The 20732-nt window shown below is 61.9% G+C and carries 23 protein-coding genes and 1 tRNA gene; 12 read left to right on the forward strand and 12 right to left on the reverse strand.

Going from position 1 to position 20732, the window contains the following annotated elements:
* Positions 1 to 125: 125 nt before the first annotated feature.
* From B5X69_RS15630 to B5X69_RS15655, 6 genes are all read left to right on the forward strand, one after another.
* Entirely contained in the window at positions 126 to 362 is a 237-nt protein-coding gene (locus tag B5X69_RS15630; RefSeq protein WP_003039428.1) for an acyl carrier protein, read from the forward strand.
* A 169-nt stretch (positions 363 to 531) separates the two neighbouring features.
* The gene (gene fabF, locus B5X69_RS15635) at positions 532 to 1794 is read left to right on the forward strand and encodes a beta-ketoacyl-ACP synthase II (RefSeq protein WP_079639585.1); all 1263 of its coding nucleotides are present in this window, start codon (positions 532 to 534) and stop codon (positions 1792 to 1794) included.
* 3 nt (positions 1795 to 1797) lie between these two features.
* Positions 1798 to 2727 (forward strand): endolytic transglycosylase MltG, encoded by a 930-nt coding sequence (gene mltG, locus B5X69_RS15640; RefSeq protein ID WP_079639586.1) that lies wholly within the window; start codon positions 1798 to 1800, stop codon positions 2725 to 2727.
* A 51-nt stretch (positions 2728 to 2778) separates the two neighbouring features.
* On the forward strand, positions 2779 to 3528 hold the full coding sequence (locus tag B5X69_RS15645; RefSeq protein WP_079639587.1) for an alpha/beta fold hydrolase: 750 nt from the start codon (positions 2779 to 2781) through the stop codon (positions 3526 to 3528).
* Positions 3529 to 3755: 227 nt separating this feature from the next.
* The gene (locus tag B5X69_RS15650; protein WP_079639588.1) at positions 3756 to 4247 is read left to right on the forward strand and encodes a 2'-5' RNA ligase family protein; all 492 of its coding nucleotides are present in this window, start codon (positions 3756 to 3758) and stop codon (positions 4245 to 4247) included.
* Between the two features lie 56 nt (positions 4248 to 4303).
* Positions 4304 to 4380, forward strand: a tRNA-Met gene (locus B5X69_RS15655).
* Between the two features lie 156 nt (positions 4381 to 4536).
* Here B5X69_RS15655 and B5X69_RS22460 read toward each other — a convergent pair.
* Genes B5X69_RS22460 through B5X69_RS15675 form a run of 4 tightly spaced genes read right to left on the reverse strand, consistent with a single transcriptional unit; the run spans position 4537 to position 6045 of the window.
* On the reverse strand, positions 4537 to 4863 hold the full coding sequence (locus B5X69_RS22460; protein ID WP_079639589.1) for a helix-turn-helix domain-containing protein: 327 nt from the start codon (positions 4861 to 4863) through the stop codon (positions 4537 to 4539).
* Entirely contained in the window at positions 4856 to 5170 is a 315-nt protein-coding gene (locus B5X69_RS15665; protein WP_053553110.1) for a hypothetical protein, read from the reverse strand. Before B5X69_RS15665 ends, B5X69_RS22460 begins: the two co-directional genes overlap by 8 nt.
* Before the next feature lies 1 nt (position 5171).
* Positions 5172 to 5519, reverse strand: coding sequence for a hypothetical protein (locus tag B5X69_RS15670; RefSeq protein WP_079639590.1), 348 nt, complete (start codon positions 5517 to 5519; stop codon positions 5172 to 5174).
* 55 nt (positions 5520 to 5574) lie between these two features.
* Positions 5575 to 6045 carry a hypothetical protein gene (locus B5X69_RS15675; RefSeq protein ID WP_079639591.1) on the reverse strand — a complete coding sequence of 157 codons (471 nt, stop codon included), beginning with the start codon at positions 6043 to 6045 and terminating at the stop codon, positions 5575 to 5577.
* Between the two features lie 137 nt (positions 6046 to 6182).
* Between B5X69_RS15675 and B5X69_RS15680 the strand changes: the two genes are divergently transcribed.
* The 3 genes from B5X69_RS15680 to B5X69_RS21055 all read left to right on the forward strand — a co-directional run bounded on the left by B5X69_RS15680 (position 6183) and on the right by B5X69_RS21055 (position 11944).
* Positions 6183 to 10412: a coiled-coil domain-containing protein gene (locus B5X69_RS15680; RefSeq protein WP_079639592.1), complete on the forward strand. Its 4230-nt coding sequence runs from the start codon at positions 6183 to 6185 to the stop codon at positions 10410 to 10412.
* 41 nt (positions 10413 to 10453) lie between these two features.
* Positions 10454 to 11170, forward strand: a complete 717-nt coding sequence (locus tag B5X69_RS15685; RefSeq protein ID WP_139375820.1) for a hypothetical protein — start codon at positions 10454 to 10456, stop codon at positions 11168 to 11170.
* A 495-nt stretch (positions 11171 to 11665) separates the two neighbouring features.
* A complete protein-coding gene (locus B5X69_RS21055; RefSeq protein ID WP_139375821.1) occupies positions 11666 to 11944 on the forward strand; it encodes a hypothetical protein in 279 nt (92 codons plus the stop codon).
* Here B5X69_RS21055 and B5X69_RS15690 read toward each other — a convergent pair.
* Entirely contained in the window at positions 11916 to 12488 is a 573-nt protein-coding gene (locus tag B5X69_RS15690; RefSeq protein WP_079639594.1) for a phage antirepressor N-terminal domain-containing protein, read from the reverse strand. The two genes, B5X69_RS21055 and B5X69_RS15690, sit on opposite strands and share 29 nt — an antisense overlap.
* 428 nt (positions 12489 to 12916) lie before the next feature.
* On the opposite strand from B5X69_RS15690, the gene B5X69_RS15695 reads away from it, so the two are divergent.
* Positions 12917 to 13228: a hypothetical protein gene (locus B5X69_RS15695; RefSeq protein WP_079639595.1), complete on the forward strand. Its 312-nt coding sequence runs from the start codon at positions 12917 to 12919 to the stop codon at positions 13226 to 13228.
* Between the two features lie 130 nt (positions 13229 to 13358).
* Here the strand turns inward: B5X69_RS15695 and B5X69_RS15700 are convergent, their stop codons facing one another.
* The gene (locus B5X69_RS15700) at positions 13359 to 14579 is read right to left on the reverse strand and encodes an AAA family ATPase (RefSeq protein WP_139375822.1); all 1221 of its coding nucleotides are present in this window, start codon (positions 14577 to 14579) and stop codon (positions 13359 to 13361) included.
* Positions 14580 to 14697: 118 nt separating this feature from the next.
* On the opposite strand from B5X69_RS15700, the gene B5X69_RS15705 reads away from it, so the two are divergent.
* Complete coding sequence (locus B5X69_RS15705) at positions 14698 to 15345, forward strand: SOS response-associated peptidase (protein ID WP_079639597.1); 648 nt, start codon at positions 14698 to 14700, stop codon at positions 15343 to 15345.
* Between the two features lie 80 nt (positions 15346 to 15425).
* On the forward strand, positions 15426 to 16109 hold the full coding sequence (locus B5X69_RS15710) for a hypothetical protein (protein WP_139375823.1): 684 nt from the start codon (positions 15426 to 15428) through the stop codon (positions 16107 to 16109).
* Between the two features lie 165 nt (positions 16110 to 16274).
* Here B5X69_RS15710 and B5X69_RS15715 read toward each other — a convergent pair whose 3' ends face one another.
* The 6 genes from B5X69_RS15715 to B5X69_RS15740 form a co-directional block, all read right to left on the reverse strand.
* On the reverse strand, positions 16275 to 16805 hold the full coding sequence (locus B5X69_RS15715) for a type II toxin-antitoxin system VapC family toxin (protein ID WP_079639598.1): 531 nt from the start codon (positions 16803 to 16805) through the stop codon (positions 16275 to 16277).
* The gene (locus tag B5X69_RS15720) at positions 16802 to 17548 is read right to left on the reverse strand and encodes a hypothetical protein (RefSeq protein WP_079639599.1); all 747 of its coding nucleotides are present in this window, start codon (positions 17546 to 17548) and stop codon (positions 16802 to 16804) included. The genes B5X69_RS15715 and B5X69_RS15720 overlap by 4 nt, the downstream gene beginning before the upstream one ends.
* Before the next feature lie 345 nt (positions 17549 to 17893).
* Entirely contained in the window at positions 17894 to 18706 is an 813-nt protein-coding gene (locus B5X69_RS22465) for an HNH endonuclease (protein WP_079639600.1), read from the reverse strand.
* Positions 18707 to 18754: 48 nt separating this feature from the next.
* Positions 18755 to 19405: a hypothetical protein gene (locus B5X69_RS15730; protein WP_139375824.1), complete on the reverse strand. Its 651-nt coding sequence runs from the start codon at positions 19403 to 19405 to the stop codon at positions 18755 to 18757.
* Positions 19406 to 19443: 38 nt separating this feature from the next.
* Complete coding sequence (locus B5X69_RS15735) at positions 19444 to 20073, reverse strand: hypothetical protein (protein ID WP_079639602.1); 630 nt, start codon at positions 20071 to 20073, stop codon at positions 19444 to 19446.
* Positions 20070 to 20732, reverse strand: a complete 663-nt coding sequence (locus B5X69_RS15740) for a hypothetical protein (RefSeq protein WP_079639603.1) — start codon at positions 20730 to 20732, stop codon at positions 20070 to 20072. Before B5X69_RS15740 ends, B5X69_RS15735 begins: the two co-directional genes overlap by 4 nt.

The raw sequence follows: 20732 nt of genomic DNA on the forward strand, positions 1-20732 counted from the left end.
CCGGGATCGTCACTGCACAGGTTTTTTCGGTGCGCGCGCCGCGCGCCAGCCCTCTTGCCAGCCCTCTCGCTGGGCTCTAGGGCAAAATCCAACATTCACGCCATAGTCAGAAAAAGGAACTGTGCATGAGCGATTCGGCCGAAAAGGTTAAGAAGATCGTCGTCGAACATCTGGGCGTCGAAGCCGACAAGGTGACCGAGGAGGCGAGCTTCATCGACGATCTGGGCGCCGACAGTCTCGACATCGTCGAACTGGTGATGGCGTTCGAGGAAGAATTCGGCGTCGAAATTCCCGACGATGCCGCCGAGAAGATTGCCACCGTCAAGGACGCGATCGACTATATCGAAGCGAACAAGGGCTAAAGCGGTCCAGTCCGGCGCGGCCGGACGCGGCGGCGACGCCGCCCACGCGTTTCCGGCTTCCCGGTCCCAAGCGCTCGCGCGCCGTGGCTGGGAAGCCTTTTTTATGGATACGCGTCTGCGAATCTGATGTGGACCCTTGCGGGGGCAGGGGCCGACGAAAGGAAAGACTATGCGCCGGGTTGTCGTGACGGGACTGGGTTTGGTGACGCCGCTGGGCGGAGACGTCGAAACCAGCTGGGCCAATCTGCTCGCCGGAAAGTCGGGCGCGGGGCAGATCACCCGCTTCGACGCTTCGGACCAGAAATGCACGATCGCGTGCGAGGTGAAGCCAGCCGACCATGAATTCGGCTTCGATCCAGGAAAGCGCGTCGACCACAAGATTCAGCGCCAGGTAGACCCCTTCATCATCTATGGCATCGACGCGGCGGGGCAGGCGCTCGAGGATGCCGGCCTTACCGACATGAGCGAAGAGGACCGACTGAATGCGGGCTGTTCGATCGGCTCGGGAATCGGCGGTCTGCCAGGGATCGAAAGCGAAAGCCTGCTGCTCGCCGAAAAGGGCCCGGGCCGGGTCTCGCCTCACTTTGTCCATGGCCGCCTCATCAACCTGATTTCGGGCCAGGTCAGCATCAAATACGGATTGATGGGACCCAATCATGCGGTTGTCACCGCCTGCTCGACCGGCGCGCATTCGATCGGCGATGCCGCGCGCATGATCAAGGACGGCGACGCCGACATCATGCTCGCGGGCGGGGCCGAATCGACGATCTGCCCGATCGGCATTGCGGGCTTCGCGCAGGCGCGCGCGCTCAACATGAGCAGCAATGACGCTCCCGAAAAGGCGAGCCGTCCCTATGACAAGGGCCGCGATGGTTTCGTGATGGGCGAGGGCGCAGGCGTGGTCGTGCTCGAGGAATATGAGCATGCCAAGGCGCGCGGCGCGAAAATCTATGCCGAGGTCGTCGGTTACGGTCTTTCAGGCGATGCCCATCACGTCACGGCGCCGCACCCTGAAGGTTTTGGCGCCTATCGCTCGATGGAGATGGCACTCCGAAAGGCGGGCATGACCCCCGCAGACATCGATTATATCAACGCCCATGGCACATCGACGATGGCCGACACGATCGAGCTCGGTGCCGTCAAGCGGCTGTTCGGCGACGCGATCAGCGGCGTCTCGATGAGTTCAACAAAGTCGGCGATCGGGCACCTCCTCGGCGGCGCCGGCGCGGTCGAGACGATCTTCTGCATCCTTGCGATCCGTGACCAGATCGTTCCGCCCACCCTCAACCTCGATGATCCTGACGAGGGCACCGAGGGCGTCGATCTCGTGCCGCACAAGGCCAAGGCGCGCACTGTCCGCGCGGCGCTCAACAACAGCTTCGGCTTCGGCGGCACCAACGCGAGCCTGGTGGTGAAGGCGTTCGAGGAATAAGCCATGCGCTGGCTGCTCGCAGCCTTGCTGGCTTTTCTGCTCACCGCCTGCTCGGGCGGGGCACCGCGCGATACCGTCGTCGTCATCCCGCCCGGGGCGAGCATCGCCAAGGCGGGCGAGATCCTCGAGGAAGCGGGAGCGACGTCGGCCTCCGGCTTCGTCAACCATGCGCGTTTCCTTGGCGGCGATGCGCCGATCAAGCCTGGCGAATATGAAGTGAAAAAGGGGATGAGCGCGGGCGACATCCTCAAGCTGCTCCAGTCAGGAAAGACCGTCCAGCGCTTCGTTACCGTTCCCGAGGGCATGCCCTCCATCATGGTGTGGGAGCGGTTGATGGCCGAAGAGCGCCTGAAAGGCGAGGTCGCGGTTCCCGCTGAGGGAAGCGTGCTTCCCGACACCTACGCCTATACCACGGGCGAGACACGCGCCGCCGTCTTGAAGCGGATGCAAGCGGCTATGGACAAGGTCTTCGCTGAACTCTGGGCGAAGCGGAGCCCCCGCACTGCCGTGAAAGACCGCAATCAGGCTATCACGCTTGCCTCGATCGTCGAGAAGGAAACCGGCGTTCCCGCCGAGCGTCGCACCGTAGCGGGGGTTTATACCAACCGCCTCGCGGTCGGGATGCGCCTCCAGGCGGATCCCACCATTATCTACCCGATTACGAAGGGCAAACCGCTCGGCCGCCGCATCCTGCGGTCCGAAATTCTCGCAGTGAACGACTATAATACCTACGCGATGGCCGGCCTTCCCAAGGGTCCGATTGCAAACCCCGGCAAGGCCTCGATCGCTGCGGTACTCGATCCTGAGCCCAATGATTATCTTTATTTCGTCGCCAAGGGCGACGGCGGTCACATCTTCGCCCGCACGCTTGCGGAGCATAATGAGAATGTGCGCAAATGGTATGAGCTTCGCCGCCAGCGCGGAGAAATGTAAGCGGGCCGACCTCCGCCTCGATGCGAAGGCGAAAAGCGGAGAGAGAGACGAATGACAGCAAGACTCTTCCTCCACGGGGTACCCGACAGCCCGGCGATCTGGCGGCCGCTGCTTGGCCGGCTCGATCTTGGCGATGTGCCAGTCGCGGCGCCCGCGCTGCCGGGCTTCACCCGTCCGCTTCCCGCAGGCTTTTCGGCCACCAAGGAGGCATATGCCGACTGGGCGTTAGGGGAGGCCGAGGCGCTCTTTGCAAAGCATGGCCCGATCGACATCGTCGGCCACGACTGGGGCGCGCTCATCGCGCAGCGCGTCGCGATGCTTCGCCCGGACCTTATTCGGAGCTGGGCGGTCTCTAACGCGGTGATCGACCCAGACTATCGCGGTCACCGCATCGCGCGCATCTGGAATACCCCGGTGCTCGGCGAAATCTTCATGGCTTTGAGCAAGCCCGCGGCGCTTGCGAAGGGTCTCACCCAGCAGGGCTTGCCCGCCGACATTGCAGTGGAGGAGGCAGCCCAATGGGCGAGCCGGGACAAGCGCCGCGCGATCCTCTGCCTCTACCGTTCGGCAAAGGGGTTGAGCTTTGAACATGACTGGGCGCTCGATATTGACCGGCTCCCGGCAAAGGGCACGCTGATCTGGGGCGCGAACGATCCTTATGTCGCGCTGGCGGTTGCCGAGCGCTTCGCCGCGCGGACGGCAACGCCGCTTACCGTCATCGAAGGGGCAGGGCATTGGGCGATTGCCGAACGCGCGGACGAGGTCGCACTCGCGCTCGGTCGGTTCTGGGATAGCCTGTAGGGTTTAGCCTTTTCGAGTGATTGGCCCGGGCGATCATTGTGACCCAATAAATCGATTGGATCGCTCGGTGCGGATCGGCGAAAGGCTCAGGCCATGAGACAGGGCGTCCCATGGACGATGGCCATCCCCCCCTCCCGAAGCCTCCACCCTGTCTCGTGAACAGTGACCCGGGCCTCCCCCCTCCCGTCCGGGCCTCTGGAGCCGCGCCCGTCATCGTCACTGCGACGATGGGCGCGGCAGACCAGCGCCTCTTCGATGCTTTGCGGGCCGCGCATTACCCGCCAGCGCGCAGCCATGTTCCGGCGCACATCACGCTTTTCCACCAGCTTCCTCCCTCAACCCTCGATGAGCTCAAGGAGCTGATCCGGCGGATCGCTGCCGACACGGCGCCGCCTGTTGCTCATCTCGCGGCTGTCTATTCGCTTGGAACCGGTGTCGCGTTCCGGATCGACAGCCCGGGTCTGCTTGCTATCCGCGCCCGCCTCGCCGATCATTTTTCCGGCCTCCTCACCGCGCAGGATCGCGGCACGCCGCGGTTTCACATCACCGTTCAGAATAAGGTCGCGCCGCAATCCGCAAGAGCGCTGCGCGCCGATCTTGCCCGGGACTTCCGTCCGCGCCCACTCGCCATTACGGGGCTTGCCGCCCAACTTTATCGCGGGGGTGCTTGGGAACTCGCCTTTTCCCGGAATTTTCGCGGGCGGCGCGGAGCATATTGACCGCGGCAATCGCCATGCCTATAGGCGCGGCTCGCCCGCAAGCGGCGGTCTTTCGGGGCGGAGTAGCTCAGCCGGTTAGAGCAGCGGAATCATAATCCGCGTGTCGGGGGTTCGAGTCCCTCCTCCGCTACCACTAATATTCCTTGAATATCATCAATTTATAAGTCGGCCGGGGTTTGGAACAGTCCCGGAACGGTGTTGCGCTTTGTTGCGCCATGTTGCGCGCTTTTACGCGCTTTACACCCGCTTGCAGGCCAGTCCGTGCAACATGGATGCGACACGAAACGGGTTACTTCCTTCGAGGAACCACCCGCGATTTATCGATTATGATCGGCCGCCGACGGGAAGCCCGCCCGATCGCTCGCGGGGTTGTCGCAGGCGCAGGCGCAGGTTCCGGCTCTGGCGCCGGTGCTTCCGCGTAAGATGTGGCCTCTTCGAAGCGTGCGACCTCGGAGGCAGGAATGCGGATCAGCGCGCCGATACGAAAGCAGCCCAGCTGCCCCTGATTTATGAGCTTGCGGATCATGCTGTCGCTGCACCCCCAGCGCTCGGCCAGTTGCGCGATCGAATATGGCCGAACATCGTGCTCGGGCAGGATGTGGCTCCTTTCAGTCAAAGCGTGGCCGCCTTTTCGGTTGGCACGCTTCCCAAGCCCGCCGGCAAGCGGCCTCGACCTCTGGATCTGGATGCGGACGCGGATATTGCGCCCGGTAGGCTTTCTCCATGGCCTCTTCCCGCTCAGCTTTCCTCACTGCGATACGATCCTCCGCCAGATTGCGGGCCCACTCCGCGGCCGCCTTGGAGAGAGCATCGTATCCTCCCATTGCGACAAAAAGATCGAGGTCGTCGGCCGAAAGCGTAAGCGTTTTGCGACGTTCGATCTTCTCCGAGAATCGGCGATAAAGTTCGGCCGGTGTTGTCATATCAGCGCCTCTCACGAGATTTGGGTTGAGATGCGCCCCCTTCAGCCAGCCGCTTCTTGACCCGGTCCAATAGCGCATCTGCCTCGGCCTTCTTGGCTTCTTCTGCTTTCCATCGGTCGTAATCGCTCCGCAGCGTCGCCGGCGCCTCATCGACGCCGAACTGATCGGCAATGAAATGGTCGAGCTGGACTCGCGCCCAAAAGACGCTGCCGCCCTCCTTCATCCCGACGGCCCTGAACCGCTCCAAGAACGTGGTGTGCGAGACACCCATATAGGCCGCGGCAATCGGGGCCGTCATGCGGCCGGGCCAGTCCGGCATCTGCTCAAGACTTATCTTCACTGCCGCCATCTCCTTGCCTTCTATCCGGTCGTTCAGGCTTGTCCGCGCGGTCCTGCGGGGCGGGTCACGTCAATGCAGACAGCGCGAGCAAACTGCCGCTGATAAAGCTCACCATGCTGGCGATCGCAGCGAGGATCCCCACTACCAGGGCAATGTTGCCTCGCCTCATTGGTCCAGAGACGTCGTGCTCGCTCCCGGCCCCCAAGGCTGCCGACTGAGCGTTCCACGCTTGGCTTTGGGTGGCATCATAGAAGAAATACTGCGTGAAAAATCCCGCCGCGTAGGCGATCAGAACGCAGGCAAGCCCGGCGCCATAGAAGCTGAAGGCGGAACGCATGCTCGCCGGATCGACTTTCGAGCCGGTGTTCCCGATGAAGGTTAAGAGGGCAAGGATCGCGCCACCGTTCCCGACGGTGAGGCCATTCAGGAGCGCCTTTGAATAGTCGACCTGATACTGAAGGCGCGCCATCGCCTCCGCGGTTTGCTGCTCGTAATCTTGAAGCGCGATCGCGCGCCCCGTCTCGTTATCCGTCATTGTCCGCCCCCGACTTTCGCTTGGCCGACGAATCGGCTTCCGCTATACTGACGGCAACATACATTCCGCCTGTCCCTCGGGTGGCAAAAAGATAATCCGGTCCAGAATGCCGCCCCGCCTAACTGGGGCTGCCGCAAATGGCCAAGGCTAACGAATTTCCTGCATTCCTATCCGTCGATTTCGACGCCGGTACCGGTTTTCGCGACTTCGTCATGGGAGCGGAGCGCGCCGGGAACGCCGTTCGGCGCCAGTTCGAAGACGACATGGGCGAGATCCAGCGCGTCATCAATAAAGCGCTGTCTAAGGGCGTTCAGGGCGGGCGGCTCGATCTCGGCGTCTCGTCGCTGAAGCAAGCGCAGGCGGAAGCTCGCCTTTATGGGGACGCCCTCACGACTACGCTCCGTTCGGCCCAGCTTCTTGCAAAGGAAACCGGCGATAACAGTACTGAGACGCGCCAATGGATAGTCGCCCTTGAAGCCGCGTCGCGTGCGCAAGACGAAAATCGGCGGGCCATCGATGCGGAGATCGCGACCTATACTCGCCTGCAGGCGGCGATGGACGCGGCATCGGACGCGAACAGTCGGCTCGCGCAGTCCTATCGCGCGACGTTCGCGGAGGCGGCGCGCATGGCGCAGCTCGAGGTTGCGAACAGCCGATTTGGCGCCTCCATCGCGCCAGCCCTTTCATCGCGCGCTACAGACAATGGCGCGGGATATCGCGAGCTTGAAAAAGCAGCTCAAGCGGCAGACCAATATGAGCGCCAGCTTTCGGAGCTGCGCCAGCAGGTCAACCCGCTCGCCTTCGAGCAGGCTCGCGTAAACAAGGAGCTGGAGTTTGCTGCGGTCGCGTTCCAGCGCGGCGACATCAACGCCGACCAGTTTGCGGCGCGCACTCAGCAACTCAACGCGTCGCTATCGCGCATGCGCGGCGGTTTCCGCGACACGCGTCAGGGCATGGTCCAGGTCGGCCAGCAGATGCAGGACGTGGCCATCAGCTTCCTCTCTGGCCAGCGCGCCGGCACTGTGCTCGCGCAGCAGCTTCCCCAGCTTGCGTTCGCGGCGAGCACCTTCGGCGGCAAGATCGGTCAGGTTGCGACCACCCTGTCGGGCCCTTGGGGCCTTGCGCTGGTTGGCGCGTCGTTCCTGGCCGGCAGGTTCATCGACAAGCTGACTGACGCTGACGAGGCGACGAAGAAGACTGGGAAGGCCGTCGAGACCTTTGCGGATCTGCTCGACCGCGAGAAGCACAGCCTCGAAGAGGTCAACGAGGCGCTCAATGACTATTACAAGGCGAAGGAACGCGCCCGCGAAATCGACATCCAAAGCGCTGGACTCGCCGCGCAGCGCATTTCCGACAATCTCAAAGAAGCCATTTCAATTCGGCAGGTTTTGGCAGCGCAACTTGAGTCGCTTACCGAGGAAGCCCTGCGCGCGCGCGGCGCAGGTGGCGAAGGCGCGGGGATGGCGATTGTAACGGCCGGAAGCGTCATTCAGTCCCGGATTGAAGAGAACAACGCGGAGCTCGCTAAACTCACCCAGCAGGCCGGCGATGCCGTGATCGACGTCGCCGAACAGATTGCGACAATCCAGTCTGACAACGCAGCGAAGATCAAGGCTGGGTTCGCCATCCTCCGGAAAGAAGCGCGCGAATCGATCAAGGATGTCAGCGCCCTCGCTGCCCGGCTCACCGAGCTCAACAAGTCCGAAAAAGCCGCCTTGGACGCTGACCGCGCGTCGAGGCGCACTCCGCGCAGCACTGACGCTCGCGACGCTTCGCTGGGTGACATGATCGCTCTCATCAACCAGCTATTCCCCGGCGCAAGGATCACGTCGACCACGGGCGGCCGACATGTGAAGGGATCCGACCACTATGCTGGCCGAGCGATTGACTTTGTCCCCGGTGGCGGCGTTGGGCAGTACAGCACCGCTGAGGTCGAGCAGATCCTCGAAGACGCTGGCGTCGATATTCGACGCAACAGGCAGGGGGTGAAGCAGATCTTCGGTCCTGGCCGCCCGGCCAGCAAGCCTGGCGATCACAATGACCACTTCCATTTCGCGTTCGAGGGCAAGGCGCCGGATCCCGAGCGCGTCTTGCAGGCGCAGGAGCGCGCCGCCGAGAAACTGCGAAACCAGATTGAGCGCACCGTCGAGAGCGTGGCGCGCCTCCGCGGCAATTTCGACGAAGCTCCGCGCGACATCGATCGCGCCGCCGCCGCGGTCATGGATCTCGACCAGGCGATTGCCGACATCGACCGCAAGCTGAAGGCCGGCGGTCTCACCGATGCTCAGCGGGAAGTGTTGAAAGCGACCCGCCAGAGTGCCGTCGAGACACGCGACGAGATCATCCCCGATTTCCTCCGGCGTCCCTTCACGCGCGAGATCAAGGATCAGCGCGAGCTTATCGACGGGCAAAACTTGCTGCTGCAGGGGCGCCGCGGCGAGTACGAGGTCCTGCAAGACACGATTGATCTTGCGCGGGTGCTCGGCGCTGAGAGCCTGAAGGAACTCGGCACGCAGGTTCAAAAGCGTGGCATTACCGAAGACCAGCTCGATATCTATTACCGACAGACTGCAGAGTTGCGCCGTCAGTCGACCGAGCTTCAAATGCAAAACGAGCGACAACAGAAGCTGCTCAGCGTCGTTGACGACGTGTCCGACTCCCTGAGGAGGGGAATTTATAATTTGCTCGATGGTCGCGGTCTGGGGGCTGCAAAAGGCCTCCTCAATGACCTGTACGAGACGCAAAAGCGCGCGGCTACCGAGGATATCTTCACGCACATTTTCGGAGACCATTTTGAGCGGCAGAAGCTCAAAATTCTCGGCCTCGACCAGGTCGACGAGACCGGGAAAGCAATGGCGCAAGCGATGGCGGCGACGATCTCGCCCATTGACGAACTTGGCAAGGCCGCGGGGGACGCGGCGGACGTTCTTGCCCAAATTGCGGCAAACGACAATGGCGGCCTGGTCAGCGACCTCCGAACGCAGCAGGCCGTGGCCGACCAGGTGCAAGGAGCAATTGCCGGCAGCGAGATTGTCGTCACCGCCCAAAAGTCGGTTCAACGCGAGTTCAACGACGCGCTGAATACGCTCTCGAAAGACCTATTCGGGGAAAAGTTTGCTGACCAGCTCGGCAACGTCATGTCGACCGTCTTGAAGGGCGCGGCCTTTGGCGAAGCGTCGTCCGGCATCTTGCGCAGCCTAGGCATCAAGCAAAGCAAGACCGGCGCGCAAATCGGCGGGGCTATTGGCAACACCTTCTTCGGCCCCGTCGGGGGAGCGGTAGGCGGGATCATCGGCGGCACGATCGGGGGCTTCTTCAAAAAGACCCCCAAGGGGTCTGCCACGATCACCGGGTTCGACAATGATGTCGGCTATTCGGGGTCGAAGAAGCTGCGCGAGGGCGTCACGGCGCTCGGCAACAGCGTCCAGAGCACGCTCAACAATATCGTCGACGCACTCGGCGGCGATTTCGGCAACTTCGCGGTGTCGATCGGGCAGCGGAAAAAGAAGTTCGTTGTGGACCCGACGGGGCGCGGACGCACCAAGGGCGCCGGCGTCCAGAAATACGCCTCGGAAGAAGAGGCGACGATGGCCGCGATCCGCGACGCCATTCTCGACGGGGCGGTGAAAGGCATCCGCGAGGGGGCTCAGCGCCTTCTCCGTGCAGGCAAGGATCTCGACAAGCAGCTTCAGAAGGCCGTCGATTTCCAAAACGTGTTCCAGCGGCTGAAAGAGCACGACGATCCGGTCGGCGCGGCGCTCGACACGCTCGACCGAGAGTTCGAGCGGCTGAAGGATATCTTCAAGGAAGCCGGCGCCAGCGCGGCCGAATATGCCGATCTCGAACGCCTCTATGGCATCGAGCGGGCTGAAGCGATCAAGGAAGCGTCGGAGCGCGTCACCGCGAGCCTCAAATCGCTCTATGATGAACTGACCGTTGGCGACAACGGCCGCTCGCTGCGTGACCGCCTCTCCGCGGCCCAGGCGGCGTATGACCCGCTGAAGGCCCGCGTCCTCGCCGGCGACAAGACCGCCTATGATGACTTTGCCAGCGCGGCGCAGTCGTTGCTCGAAATCCAGCGCCAGTTCTCGGGCTCGCAGACGCCCTATTTCGACCTGCTCGACGAGATCACGCGCGTTACGAAGGAGCGGATCGACGCGGAATCGCACGTGGCGTCGATCGCAGAGAACCGCGACACGCCGTTCAGTTCCAGCGGGAAGGCGACAGGCGCAGTGCCAGATAATTCGGCCGTTGTCGGGGCGATCGGGGAGACCAATGATATTCTCCGGAACATCGGGCGCATGATTGCTAGCGGTTCGGGCACGCAGTTCGGTGGCCGGCTGTTCGCCACGGAACCCTTCTTCTGAGGGCCTTGTTGGCCGGCAGGCCAAGCCAATGTGACTTCGGAGTGGACGACATGGGAAGAGTAAAGGTGCAGCTCCGGATGCCGCCTCGCTCCGCGTTCGACAAATTCGAGCGGGAGACACGAGCGCGGCTTGAGGCTGCTGCATTGAACGCTACGCACGTAGCGGCCAGCCAGGCGAAAAGTCTGATCCGCCGCGAGATGGCCGCCGCCGCTCTTGGGCGCCTCGGAAATGCTGTCGACGGTGGCAGCGATTTGGAGAAGCATCGCGCGCCCCGTCGGTCCGCCGCGGGCTTCGCGGCATCGGGCTGGGTGCATATTCGAAGCCAATCAGACCGCACCCGCGGCGCGATTGAGGCATACACCGCCGGCGCTGACATTGCGCCACGCCGTGGCCGCTATCTGTGGATTCCCGGTGTTGATATTCCAGCTCGCGCCGGCCGCGCCCGGATGACGCCGGAAGCATATTACCGGGCAGGGCTCGACAAGAAGATCGGGCCGCTCATTCCAATTGTGTCAGATGGTCGACCGCTGCTCATCGTGGAAGGTGCGAGCGTCAGCGCCTCGGGCAAAGCGCGCTCAGCGAAGGGCCTGACGAAGCGCGGGAAGCTGCGGAAGGGCCAGATTGCGAAGCCGGTGATCGTGGCATTTATCGGCATTCGCCGGACGTCCAGAGAGGCTCGTGTGGATGTGCCCGCCATTATGCGAGAGATGCAAGCGAAGGTTCCGGGGTTGGTGGCCGAGCAACTGAATCGACGTTGAGGGTGCCGCTCTTCGCACCTGATGCCGCTACCATCGACGCGTGGTCGACGTCTGCCGCAATTGGAGGGCGCGCTGATGGTATGCCAGCGCGTCGACCTGCCGGGCGGAGGATCCGCGATCGTCTGCGGACCTCGCCAGCGTAAGCGCAAATGCGTGAACTGCCGCCGGCCCGCCGGGCTTCTGTGCGACTGGAAGGTGAAGACCAAGAAGTCGGGAACTTGCGACGCGCCGATCTGCGACCGCTGCACGCATGTTCCGGCGCCCGACAAGGATTTGTGCCCGAAGCATGGAGCGGAATGGAGGGCGAGGCAGGCCGGACGTGATCCTCAGGTTGTGCGACAACCAGCAGAATGACCCTGCGCGCGCCGCGCGATGCTTTAGGTGGATTCTCCTTTCTTGCCAAAGGAGACCCCATGCCCCTCTCGCGACCCTATTCACGCAGCACCAAGGATAAGCATCTGTGGAGATCTCACACTGACTGCGGGTCGCCGGGTGATGGCCGTCTATGTCGATCGTGCCCGCAATCTGCTCGGCCACATGGTCATGTATATGACCGCCGATACCCTCGATGAGATCTGCGCGATGGCGGCGAGCCGACCGGGCACCCCTGCTCCAAACTCGCCGCCGTACGCGCGGGTTATCTATGCCAGTTCCCGCAACCCGTTCCTTACATCATTGCCACCCGTGAAAAAAGGCAAGGCAAACCGAAGCCGCCCCGCCCTTATCGTCCCAGTCGCCGATGCGATCAGGCTGCTACTTCGGATCCGTGATTGACCATACCATAGTGGAAGAGGTCATTTTGCGCCGGGTTCACCATCGACGGCACGATCGGCAAGCCTTGGCGAAACCACATTTCGCGCGCCGCCATCTGACTGAACGTCTGCCGCGCCTCGGTGACGAGGCGCAAGCGCTCATTAGTCGACGGAAGTTCATCGGGACCGCCCTCGATATCGGAGATGCCCTTTCGACTATCAGCGAAGTGCTCGTAAAGCACCTGATAGCACTCACGCTGATAAGTGATCACCTTCTGACGGACTTCCTCGTCCTTGATTCGGCTGCTGTCGATGCCAAAAAGCCAGCCGTTGACCAGCTCGAGCTTGATGCAGACGCAATCCTGCGCCCCGCCGCGACCGAAGGGTATATGCATGACACATATACCTTCGGACAAGACGGGGTCGCGTTTCACGCGCTGCTCCTGCCCGGACCAGTTCAAACCCATCGCTTCCACCATCGGTTTGAGGGCCAGGAACGTCCCATCGTCCTGCTTGAAGCCGTAGAGGTCATCTCCACGGAAGTTTACGGTTACGATTTCACCCATTATGAGGGCTCCTGCTTGGCGCTCTAATCGCCGATGCTAAACGGGAACCGCTGGACCTAATGGTTTAGCATGCACTGGGTCCGGCGGCTCCCCAAATCCAGCGTTAGAGGCGCCGGATCATCCCTTTCGGGATTTCGTTCTCGCGATGTTCGCGAGTCTGAAAATGCCCAGTCACCATCCGGCATTCCGAACAAATAGCCAACCATGAACATCGGCCACTTCCACCCGTTCGTTGCGCGCGCGTCAGTCTCGTGACCAACAATAACCAAATTGAGGGCATCTCGATTCGTCATCGGCGCCTCAATCAATAAGATGCTCGCGGCTGGTCGGCTCTCGTCGTGAGATGCGCGAGCCTCAGGGCGCGACCCTTGGCGCCCTTCCGATGCGAAGTGTGGTTTCACCCGCCAGCCGCTATCCTGCGACAAATCATGAGTCGGGAATATGTTTACGAGCCGCGCGACCTCGTCGACGCGGGGGCCATGCACTACAACGTGCTGGCGCGCTGTCCGTGCGGTCACACCTCGGTTTTGGAGAGCATCGATCTATGGGACTGGTTCCGGCGCCGGGGCTGGGACGTACGGATGCGCGCGGTCCCGCGGCGGCTCAAGTGCACGGCGTGCGAGGACGCGGGGCGCGCTCGGCAGGGGCCCTCAATCGAGCTCGTGCGGAAAGAGGCGACGGTGATGTTGCCGAGCGCGGACATGCGCGAATTCAGGCGCGAGGTTCAGCGGCGGCGTTGACTCTCAGGCTGTCAGCGGATTGGATGAGTGCGCTGCGAAAACAGGTCACACGCTGGGGTTAACTTACGCGGTCACGTGCTATCACTGCCCGTGCGAACATTAGCGACCGGAGTCGCGGGGCCGGTGTAAGTCAAGGCTTCCGGACCTGCCAGCGCAAATAGAAACGCAGGTAAGGATCGACGATATTAACCTCGCGTGTGTCGTCGTTCCAATCAATCGCGGCACCCTTACCAAACTCGCGCGCGAGTACTGCAAGGTGCTTGAGAGCAGAGGTGATTTCGTGCTTTTGCGGAACCTGCTCCACCAGAAGGTTATTCAACTCTTGGCGCAACTCATCATAGGGAACGAGCGCCTTTGGTCCTGTCGCCGCCAATGCTAGAAGGATCGCCTGATAAATATCCGCAGTGCCGCCGTCCTTGAGGGGGCGCTTGGCCCGCGCCTTACGGATTTGAGGTCCGGCCGAAAGCTTCTGATAGATCGGTAGCCCCGCATCATTCGACACGCGTCGCAACATATCGTCAACTGAATAGGAAGGCGCGATCTTGTTTTTCGAAAACAATGACGCTTCTTCAATCTGATTGTCGAAACAGATTTCCCAGCAAAATTTTTGCATGAGAAATGGGCTCTCTTGAGCTTCGTCGCACAGTTTCGTGATGAGGGCATCGGGGACCGGTACCTTTAACTCGGTGAACCCCAAACGCGGAATCTGAGCTAAATCCGCCTTACTCCAATTCGGCAAGGTTATCGCTGTAAATCGGCCGGTTAACTCGGACTCTGCTTTGATCGCATCAAAGACGCGGTGAGAGACGCTTAGGAGGATTACCTTCAGTCCTGTGAAAACGGCTCCTTTCACATTGCGCATAATCGTCGTGCGCACTTCATCGTCGAGATAGTGAAAATCGTCGATTACGAGCATAATTCTCTGATCGAGCATGGTGGCGAGGGCGCTCGACATCGAAGCTATCCGCTGTCGCTCCGTAACGCTGCGCGAAAACAGCTTCGACCCACTCGCCGTCGTGACTAATGGCACAGAGCCTTCGATTTCGAAGCTAGTCTCCCCTCCCTTTGTGACTTCCCGTTCGAGTGGGATATTTAGCTCCCCAGCCACCTTGTCCCAGAATTCGTCGCTGGTGCGAACTTGGCCCCCGTCAATCCAAACATATTGACGATCACCAAGAATGCGGCGGCAAAGCACGGTCTTACCCGTTTTCGTCGGCCCCGATAATGAGACGATCTGGTTGGGTGTCGCAACTGCGCGCGCGAAGCTACGCTCAATATGCTCTTCTTCGCGTTGTACATACGTGACGCTGGGCTGTCCGCCGGCCACGAAAACGTCATCACGATGTGTCATATATATGCCCCCACTATCTATTCCCCTCTTATTAAGGACATTTGCGCGCGCCGCCGCATTTTTTTGCGCGCCGCGCGCGCTGAGTTGACTATTAAAGCAGTGCCGTCACCATATCGGGATGTGCAACCTCTACACCAGCAAAACGACCGTGGCGGAGATCGCCGACCTGTTCCGCGCCCAGCCCGGGCGAGGCTTCAATGCGCCCGAAGACACCTATCCCGGCTATCCCGGCCTCGTCGTGCGAGAGCAGGAAGGGGAGCGCATAATAGAGCAGATGGCGTGGGGCTTCCCCCGTCACACCGTCAACAAGCGCACCGGCAAGCCGAACAAGCCCACACCGGTCAATAATCTGCGCGACGATCGGCTCTGGACCTTCTGGCGCAAGCAGTTCGTCGACCCCGCTGCGCGCTGCCTTATACCTTTCACCGCTTTTGCCGAGGCCGAGGGCGAGAAGGGCCAGATGACTCGCACATGGATCAGCGTCGCCGACCAGCCGATTGCCGCGTGGGCAGGGCTCTGGCGGCAGACCGACGAATGGGGGAATGCCTATTCGGGCGCCATGTGCGATGCTACGCCTGAGCTGTTCGACATTCACGACCGGATGCCAGTGATTCTCCATCCCGAGGATCAGGACGCATGGCTTCACGCACCGGCAGAAGAAGCGATGAAGCTCGTCACGCAATACCCGGCTGACCGACTGGTCGTGAACCGGACAGACCAACCGTGGTTTGCGCGCAAGTCCAAAGAGGGGGCGCCGCTGCCTTAAGGCGGCGCTTAAGACAACAGATATTGCGCCGCCGCCCTGCTCGGCTATAAATTCCGGCATCTATTGGGGGAGTGGGTCACATGAAATTTGCGATAATCGCCGCTTCGGCGGCCGTCATTCTGTGCGCATCGAATGCGGTGGCCCAGGAGGCCGCACCGGCTTCGCTGCCGCAGTCCGCCGTGATCACCGAAGCGCCGACGACAAACGCCGTGCTGCGCGCGGGCACGCCTGTCGTCCTACGCTTGATGGAAGAGATTACGACGAAGAAGAAGGCCGCGCGTGTAGGTCAGCGCATCATGATGGAGGTCGCGGAGCCCGTCCAGGTCAATGGCGTGACCGTTATTCCTGCTGGGACGCCAGCATGGGGCGAGATCACGGGCGTTCGCAATAAAGGCATGTGGGGCAAGTCGGGCAAGCTCGACGCTCGTGTCCTCTATCTGCGGGTTAATGGTCGCCAAATCAGGCTGACGGGCACATTTGACGACAAAGGCGTTACCGGCACAGGCGGGGTCGTCGCATCGGTCGCCCTCGTCCCGGTGGCCGGATTCTTCGTCACGGGAACGAGCGCGGTGCTTCCCAAGGGTGGCACCGTGGGCGGTTTCATCGACGAGGACGTCGTACTCGCATTCGACAATGTCGCGCCGGCCCCCCTGCAAGTGCCCGTGGCGCCGCCGCCCATGACCGTTCCGGTTGCAGCGTCTGGAACTGTGGCATCAACCCCCGCAACCGAACCTTCACAGACTAAGACGCCGAGCGGTCATTGATCAGGTAGGGTGCGTCAAGCGGACTTGGCTCCAATTTGCAGCTCAGTAAGGGGTCGGGAGCATGCTCTGCAGCGCTGAGGCGTATCGCAGGGAGCGCATCCGATTGCTTCGGCATGTGCGAAGCGCCGCAACCATGAAGTGGGGAGGCATGCCACGCGAACCTGCTTAGGCAGGTGCATCCCCACCAGGCATGCGCAATTCGAGATCCCCCTGTGCCGCTTCGGGAGGTAGAGGAAGTTCCGCAATGCCGATTACGGCAATGTCACTGGAGACCAATTTGCGGATGTCGGAGTCGTCCGAATATATCTCCGTCGCTCCATGAAATCTTGCGATGGCCACAATCTGCTCATCGAACTTTGCTTTCGCGCGCGGCGAGGTGGAACCGCGTGCGGCTCGCTCACGGGCTAGTGCCGCACATTCCACGGCGGCAAGCTCGTCAAATGCTACGATCTGGACGGCTCGCTTATTGCGAAGACGCGCCAACCATTCCGGGCCAGCTGCGCCGGCTCCAACCAGCAATTCTGACAGCACGGGAGTAGGGATGAGCAAACGTCCGCCGCTCTTGGACATGCGCTCAACGAGGTAATCTACACGTTCCTTGCAGCGGTCGACTTGCTGCCCGTCTTGGCCTAGCGGCGCGCTGATTTCGGGATCGAACATCAGCAGCAGCACCGAAGCGTCGATGGCCGCAATCAATGTGTACTCTCCCCGCCTTTTCGCTCTCGCGAAAGCACACCGATCGGATCTTCAACCTTCCGCCAGTCCGAGGACGGGGCGGTTCGGATGCTGGCGACCGCCGCGCTGAGGGGGCTGTCGTCCAACTCTTCGAAGGTATCGATCGAGAACTTCCGCAACTCCCAGGTGCCATCCCCATTGCGGTACCACGTGCCATTCCCATGAAAGCGCACGGGGCCTGCCCGGAATAGCGCAGCCAAGCGCTGCCCCATCGAGGCGGGCGCCTCGAGCGAATATGATCTTGCGCCGTCCATAATGCCGACATGCACAGTCGCATCACGGCCTTCCACTCGGAATACGATACCGTCGACCGTTCCATTCTGCTTGATTGGGCCGTATGCAACGCGCTCGACGCGCGTGCGCCCCGGGAAGTCGACGTAGATCACATTGCCCGAAGCGTCGGCAATTTCGCCCGTGGCGTTATCTTCCCGAAGCAGATTGTCGATCTTGTCATAGGCCTTGATCAGGGAAGGCGCACCGTCACCTGCGCCGGCGTCCTTGATCCGGGCTTCGACCTTCGGCACTGCTGCATGCGCCACCACCACCCGGACGACGGTTGACCCAAGCTCAAGACCTTTGAAATGGACGTCCGCGCGCTCGCCGAATAACTCGCCAAGCGCTTTGAGGTACTCCCCAAGGCGCTCGAGCGGGATTTCATCAGGCGAGTAGCTGCCCGAGATCCGAAAGGTGAACTCGCGGTCCATTGCCCAAGCTTCTGCCACAGATTGATTGCGAGACAATAAATATCACAATCCGCGCGCCGTCACCCGCGACAATTGCCGCAAAACCACCGATCTCGAATTGTGAAGAAGAACTGCAAACTGGCGATTGATTATACAGTTCCATGCAGTTCCCGGAGTTCATCTCCCGCGTATGCGAGCTAATCCCGTGGTGCGAGCGGGCGAGGGGATGCGAAAGAGCCGGGCCGTTAATGACAACGGCGCGCCACCCGGACGGGCGGAATAAGCCTATGGAAATCATGGAAAAAATCGCGGGTCCTACCTAGCGAAATCCGGATCCCCATGCGCTGGGGGACCGCGAAAAAAGCATCAGCCCCCGGTTTCGGCACATCGCACAGTTTGAAATTTCACTCTGTCGTGGCGGGGGATGAAGCATCGGACGAAATTCCGGGGCTCACCGTGGTTCGGATGGTAGCCGAGTTCGCGCTCCGCCTCTTTGCGCGCCGCGGCTGCCTCTTCGAGGGTGTGAAACCTGCCGAGGCATTGGCTTTTCCCGTCGCGCCGGATGAAGGCCTGCCAGCGCCGCATCCGGCGGTTCCAGAAAACCCCAGGGGCGCCCGATCGGTTGCTCTTCGAACGCGCTGCATTGTGATGGCAAACCCGGTGCTCGACATCGCGCAAATTGGAAATTCGATTGTCGCGCGGATCGCCGTTGATGTGGTTGATCTCGTGCCGCGGCCATTGGCCAAAGTGGAGAGCCCAGGCGACACGGTGAGCTTTGAAATAGCGGCCATTGATCGGCCCTTGATGATAGCCGCAGCCATCGATTCCAATCAGAGCCGGCTTTCCTGCAAAACGACCATTCCAACATGCGCACGTCTTGCGGCGGGCCTGCTCAGATTTGCCGGCGAACATTTCCGGGGATCGCGGAAGCCATGTCAGGACGCCGGTCGCTGGGTCATAGGCGAGCAGTTGCCGCAGGTCGTCAATGCGAGGCAGGGGGCGGGACATGTCCTTTCCTTTCATATGAAAATGGCCGACCCCGACGAGATCGAGGCCGGCCAAGGTTGCCCGCGTCCAGAATGCCGCGAGAGCGCGCGGGGGTCTCAATGTGGGATGGAAGCGGCCGACCGTGATGAGCCGCACGGCCGACCGCTTCTCGCCGGCAGCACGTCGAAGCATCGTGCTGCCGTTTACGCGCCGGCGCGAGCGATCGCCGGCGCGTGCTGATCAGGGGGCAGCAACCGAGGAAGTGCGTTTGACGTGAACAGCCGGGCCCTTGTCTGCGAGGACGGCGATCATGGCGACGATCTCGGGCCGAACATCGATCCGCCGCGAACGGGGAAGCAGCCGGAGAGAACCCATCAGTCCTTCCACTGCCGTACTGGCCGCGGTTTTTTCGCGCGTTCCATACTGCAAGCCCAGTTGGATGGCGGAAAGGTCGGCAAAGATGCCAGCGATCCGTTGGGCCGCCGCACGGGCCTCTGTAGTCAGAGCGTCGATGACGGCTTGGGTATCTTCGCGCAGCCGCACCAGACTCTCGCACCGGATATCCTGCATTTCGACGCGAAGCGCATGGGCTTCGTCATCGAGGACTCGCACTGCAGAGGAGAGCGATTCGCGCTCAGCCCGCAGCTCGTCGGCGGAGGATCGATCGGCTGCCGCCTCTGCTGCGGACTTGCCATTGAGCAGCGCTGCCGCGATTTCTTCACCATTTGGGGCGTGGAAATCGGACAGACGACGGGTGATCTCGTTTCGACGCGCATTCGCCTTGTCGATCGCTGCTTCGACCTCCTCGAGACGCTCGGTCGCCCGTTCATACCGCGCATTCTCTTCTCCGAAATCTGTTGCCGCGAACTTCGCGGTGACGTTCTTGATCAAGCTGTCCATGTCGCTCGTTCCTTCCATATATAATCGCTTCAGCGCCGCAGAGCCGCCGCCCAAACTGGGTGAAGATCCCGGTCGCGGCGCTCTTGGATCTCGGCATGAATCGCTACCCAGCCGTGCGGATCGGGGTCATGAGCCGCATCGGTGGTTCCGAAGACGGCGGCGGTCGCTCGCGACCACATCGCGTCAATCTGCCTCTGTCGATCGGTGACCATGCTCGGGAGGCGAGCGATGATCTGGCTTTCGTCCCAGCCTTCGGACAAGAGTTGAGCGGCCGCCCACGACCGACCTTTTGCGGCCGGGTGGTTCTGTAACCGCGCGAATTGCTGGCCGAACTGTTCGAACCCCTTTCGGTATGCCGCGGCGTAGACGGCCCCGCGAGCCTCTACCTCGGCGGGCACCGCCCACGGTTCACGGCTAACGGCGGCTTGGGCCGCCATACTCGCAGCCGCAGCCGGAGCGGGCGCTGGCGAAGGCTTCGCCGCATTGCCGCTGTCGGCCTTCGCCGTGCTGAACCGATCGGAACTGCGCTCGCCCCGCGCGGTCGCCGCGATGCGCTGGACGCGCTGCGGATTGGGAAGGGTCGCCAGCGCATCCCGGATGCCGCCAAAACGGCCGCTGGAAATTGACGATCGCGAAGGAAGGCCGGAAAATCTGCTCATGAGAGACTGCGCCTTTCACCGAGTACATTGTCCCAGACAGGATGGCCCACGCTTTGGCGTCCCTCGCGGATTGAGCCCGAGCTGTGGCGCCCATTGGCGGGGAAGACTTTGGCTATCGCGCGATTCCAAATTTTGGCTGACGATGCAGCGTGGCACCCAATGCCTTGAGGAGCCGGGCGCACTCCGCCGAAAACCGCGACGACTGCTCTTTCCCACATCGCGTCAATTTCGGCCTGGCGCTTCGCACGCTGCTGCCCGGCCATGCTGGCGCGATACGCTTTCCGATCGACGCCGCGCATCAGCTTCACAATGCCGTCACCGCCGACGCTCTTCAGTTCCGGATCCTCGTCGAGCATAAACAAGGCGATGTCCTCCGCTCCCTTCAGGCTCGGGTCGGTCCGCACGGCGAGCGCGACCGTTTCGGCACGGCTGAGTTTCGGGGCGGGCGGTGCTGCCGCAGCTTGCGCTCGCGCGGTTGACGATGCGGGCGGAGCCGCAGCTTTCGCGGAGCTCACTGTCCGGCCGGCAACGAGTTGCCCGTTTTTGATCCCCCTGCTGCGGTTGGAGGCCCGTTGACTGGCGACGAACTCTGCTAGGTTAAGTTCGCCGGTCGAAATGAGGTGTTTGGCCTCCCGGGCAGTGATCGCAGTGAGCGACAT

The sequence above is a fragment of the Sphingopyxis flava genome (assembly GCF_900168005.1).
GTDB lineage: Bacteria > Pseudomonadota > Alphaproteobacteria > Sphingomonadales > Sphingomonadaceae > Sphingopyxis > Sphingopyxis flava.

Bases quoted from the DNA above. Each gene is read 5' to 3' on its own strand.
- B5X69_RS15710 (WP_139375823.1), top strand. From the start codon at position 15,426: ATGAAATTTGCGATAATCGCCGCTTCGGCGGCCGTCATTCTGTGCGCA.
- B5X69_RS15665 (WP_053553110.1), bottom strand. From the start codon at position 5,170: ATGACAACACCGGCCGAACTTTATCGCCGATTCTCGGAGAAGATCGAA.
- B5X69_RS15630 (WP_003039428.1), top strand. From the start codon at position 126: ATGAGCGATTCGGCCGAAAAGGTTAAGAAGATCGTCGTCGAACATCTG.
- B5X69_RS15680 (WP_079639592.1), top strand. From the start codon at position 6,183: ATGGCCAAGGCTAACGAATTTCCTGCATTCCTATCCGTCGATTTCGAC.
- B5X69_RS15690 (WP_079639594.1), bottom strand. From the start codon at position 12,488: ATGGGTGAAATCGTAACCGTAAACTTCCGTGGAGATGACCTCTACGGC.
- B5X69_RS15705 (WP_079639597.1), top strand. From the start codon at position 14,698: ATGTGCAACCTCTACACCAGCAAAACGACCGTGGCGGAGATCGCCGAC.
- B5X69_RS15675 (WP_079639591.1), bottom strand. From the start codon at position 6,045: ATGACGGATAACGAGACGGGGCGCGCGATCGCGCTTCAAGATTACGAG.
- B5X69_RS15670 (WP_079639590.1), bottom strand. From the start codon at position 5,519: ATGGCGGCAGTGAAGATAAGTCTTGAGCAGATGCCGGACTGGCCCGGC.
- B5X69_RS22465 (WP_079639600.1), bottom strand. From the start codon at position 18,706: ATGCTTCGACGTGCTGCCGGCGAGAAGCGGTCGGCCGTGCGGCTCATC.
- fabF (WP_079639585.1), top strand. From the start codon at position 532: ATGCGCCGGGTTGTCGTGACGGGACTGGGTTTGGTGACGCCGCTGGGC.
- B5X69_RS15700 (WP_139375822.1), bottom strand. From the start codon at position 14,579: ATGACACATCGTGATGACGTTTTCGTGGCCGGCGGACAGCCCAGCGTC.
- B5X69_RS21055 (WP_139375821.1), top strand. From the start codon at position 11,666: ATGGCCGTCTATGTCGATCGTGCCCGCAATCTGCTCGGCCACATGGTC.
- mltG (WP_079639586.1), top strand. From the start codon at position 1,798: ATGCGCTGGCTGCTCGCAGCCTTGCTGGCTTTTCTGCTCACCGCCTGC.
- B5X69_RS15740 (WP_079639603.1), bottom strand. From the start codon at position 20,732: ATGTCGCTCACTGCGATCACTGCCCGGGAGGCCAAACACCTCATTTCG.
- B5X69_RS15695 (WP_079639595.1), top strand. From the start codon at position 12,917: ATGAGTCGGGAATATGTTTACGAGCCGCGCGACCTCGTCGACGCGGGG.
- B5X69_RS15650 (WP_079639588.1), top strand. From the start codon at position 3,756: ATGGGCGCGGCAGACCAGCGCCTCTTCGATGCTTTGCGGGCCGCGCAT.
- B5X69_RS15735 (WP_079639602.1), bottom strand. From the start codon at position 20,073: ATGAGCAGATTTTCCGGCCTTCCTTCGCGATCGTCAATTTCCAGCGGC.
- B5X69_RS15645 (WP_079639587.1), top strand. From the start codon at position 2,779: ATGACAGCAAGACTCTTCCTCCACGGGGTACCCGACAGCCCGGCGATC.
- B5X69_RS15720 (WP_079639599.1), bottom strand. From the start codon at position 17,548: ATGGACCGCGAGTTCACCTTTCGGATCTCGGGCAGCTACTCGCCTGAT.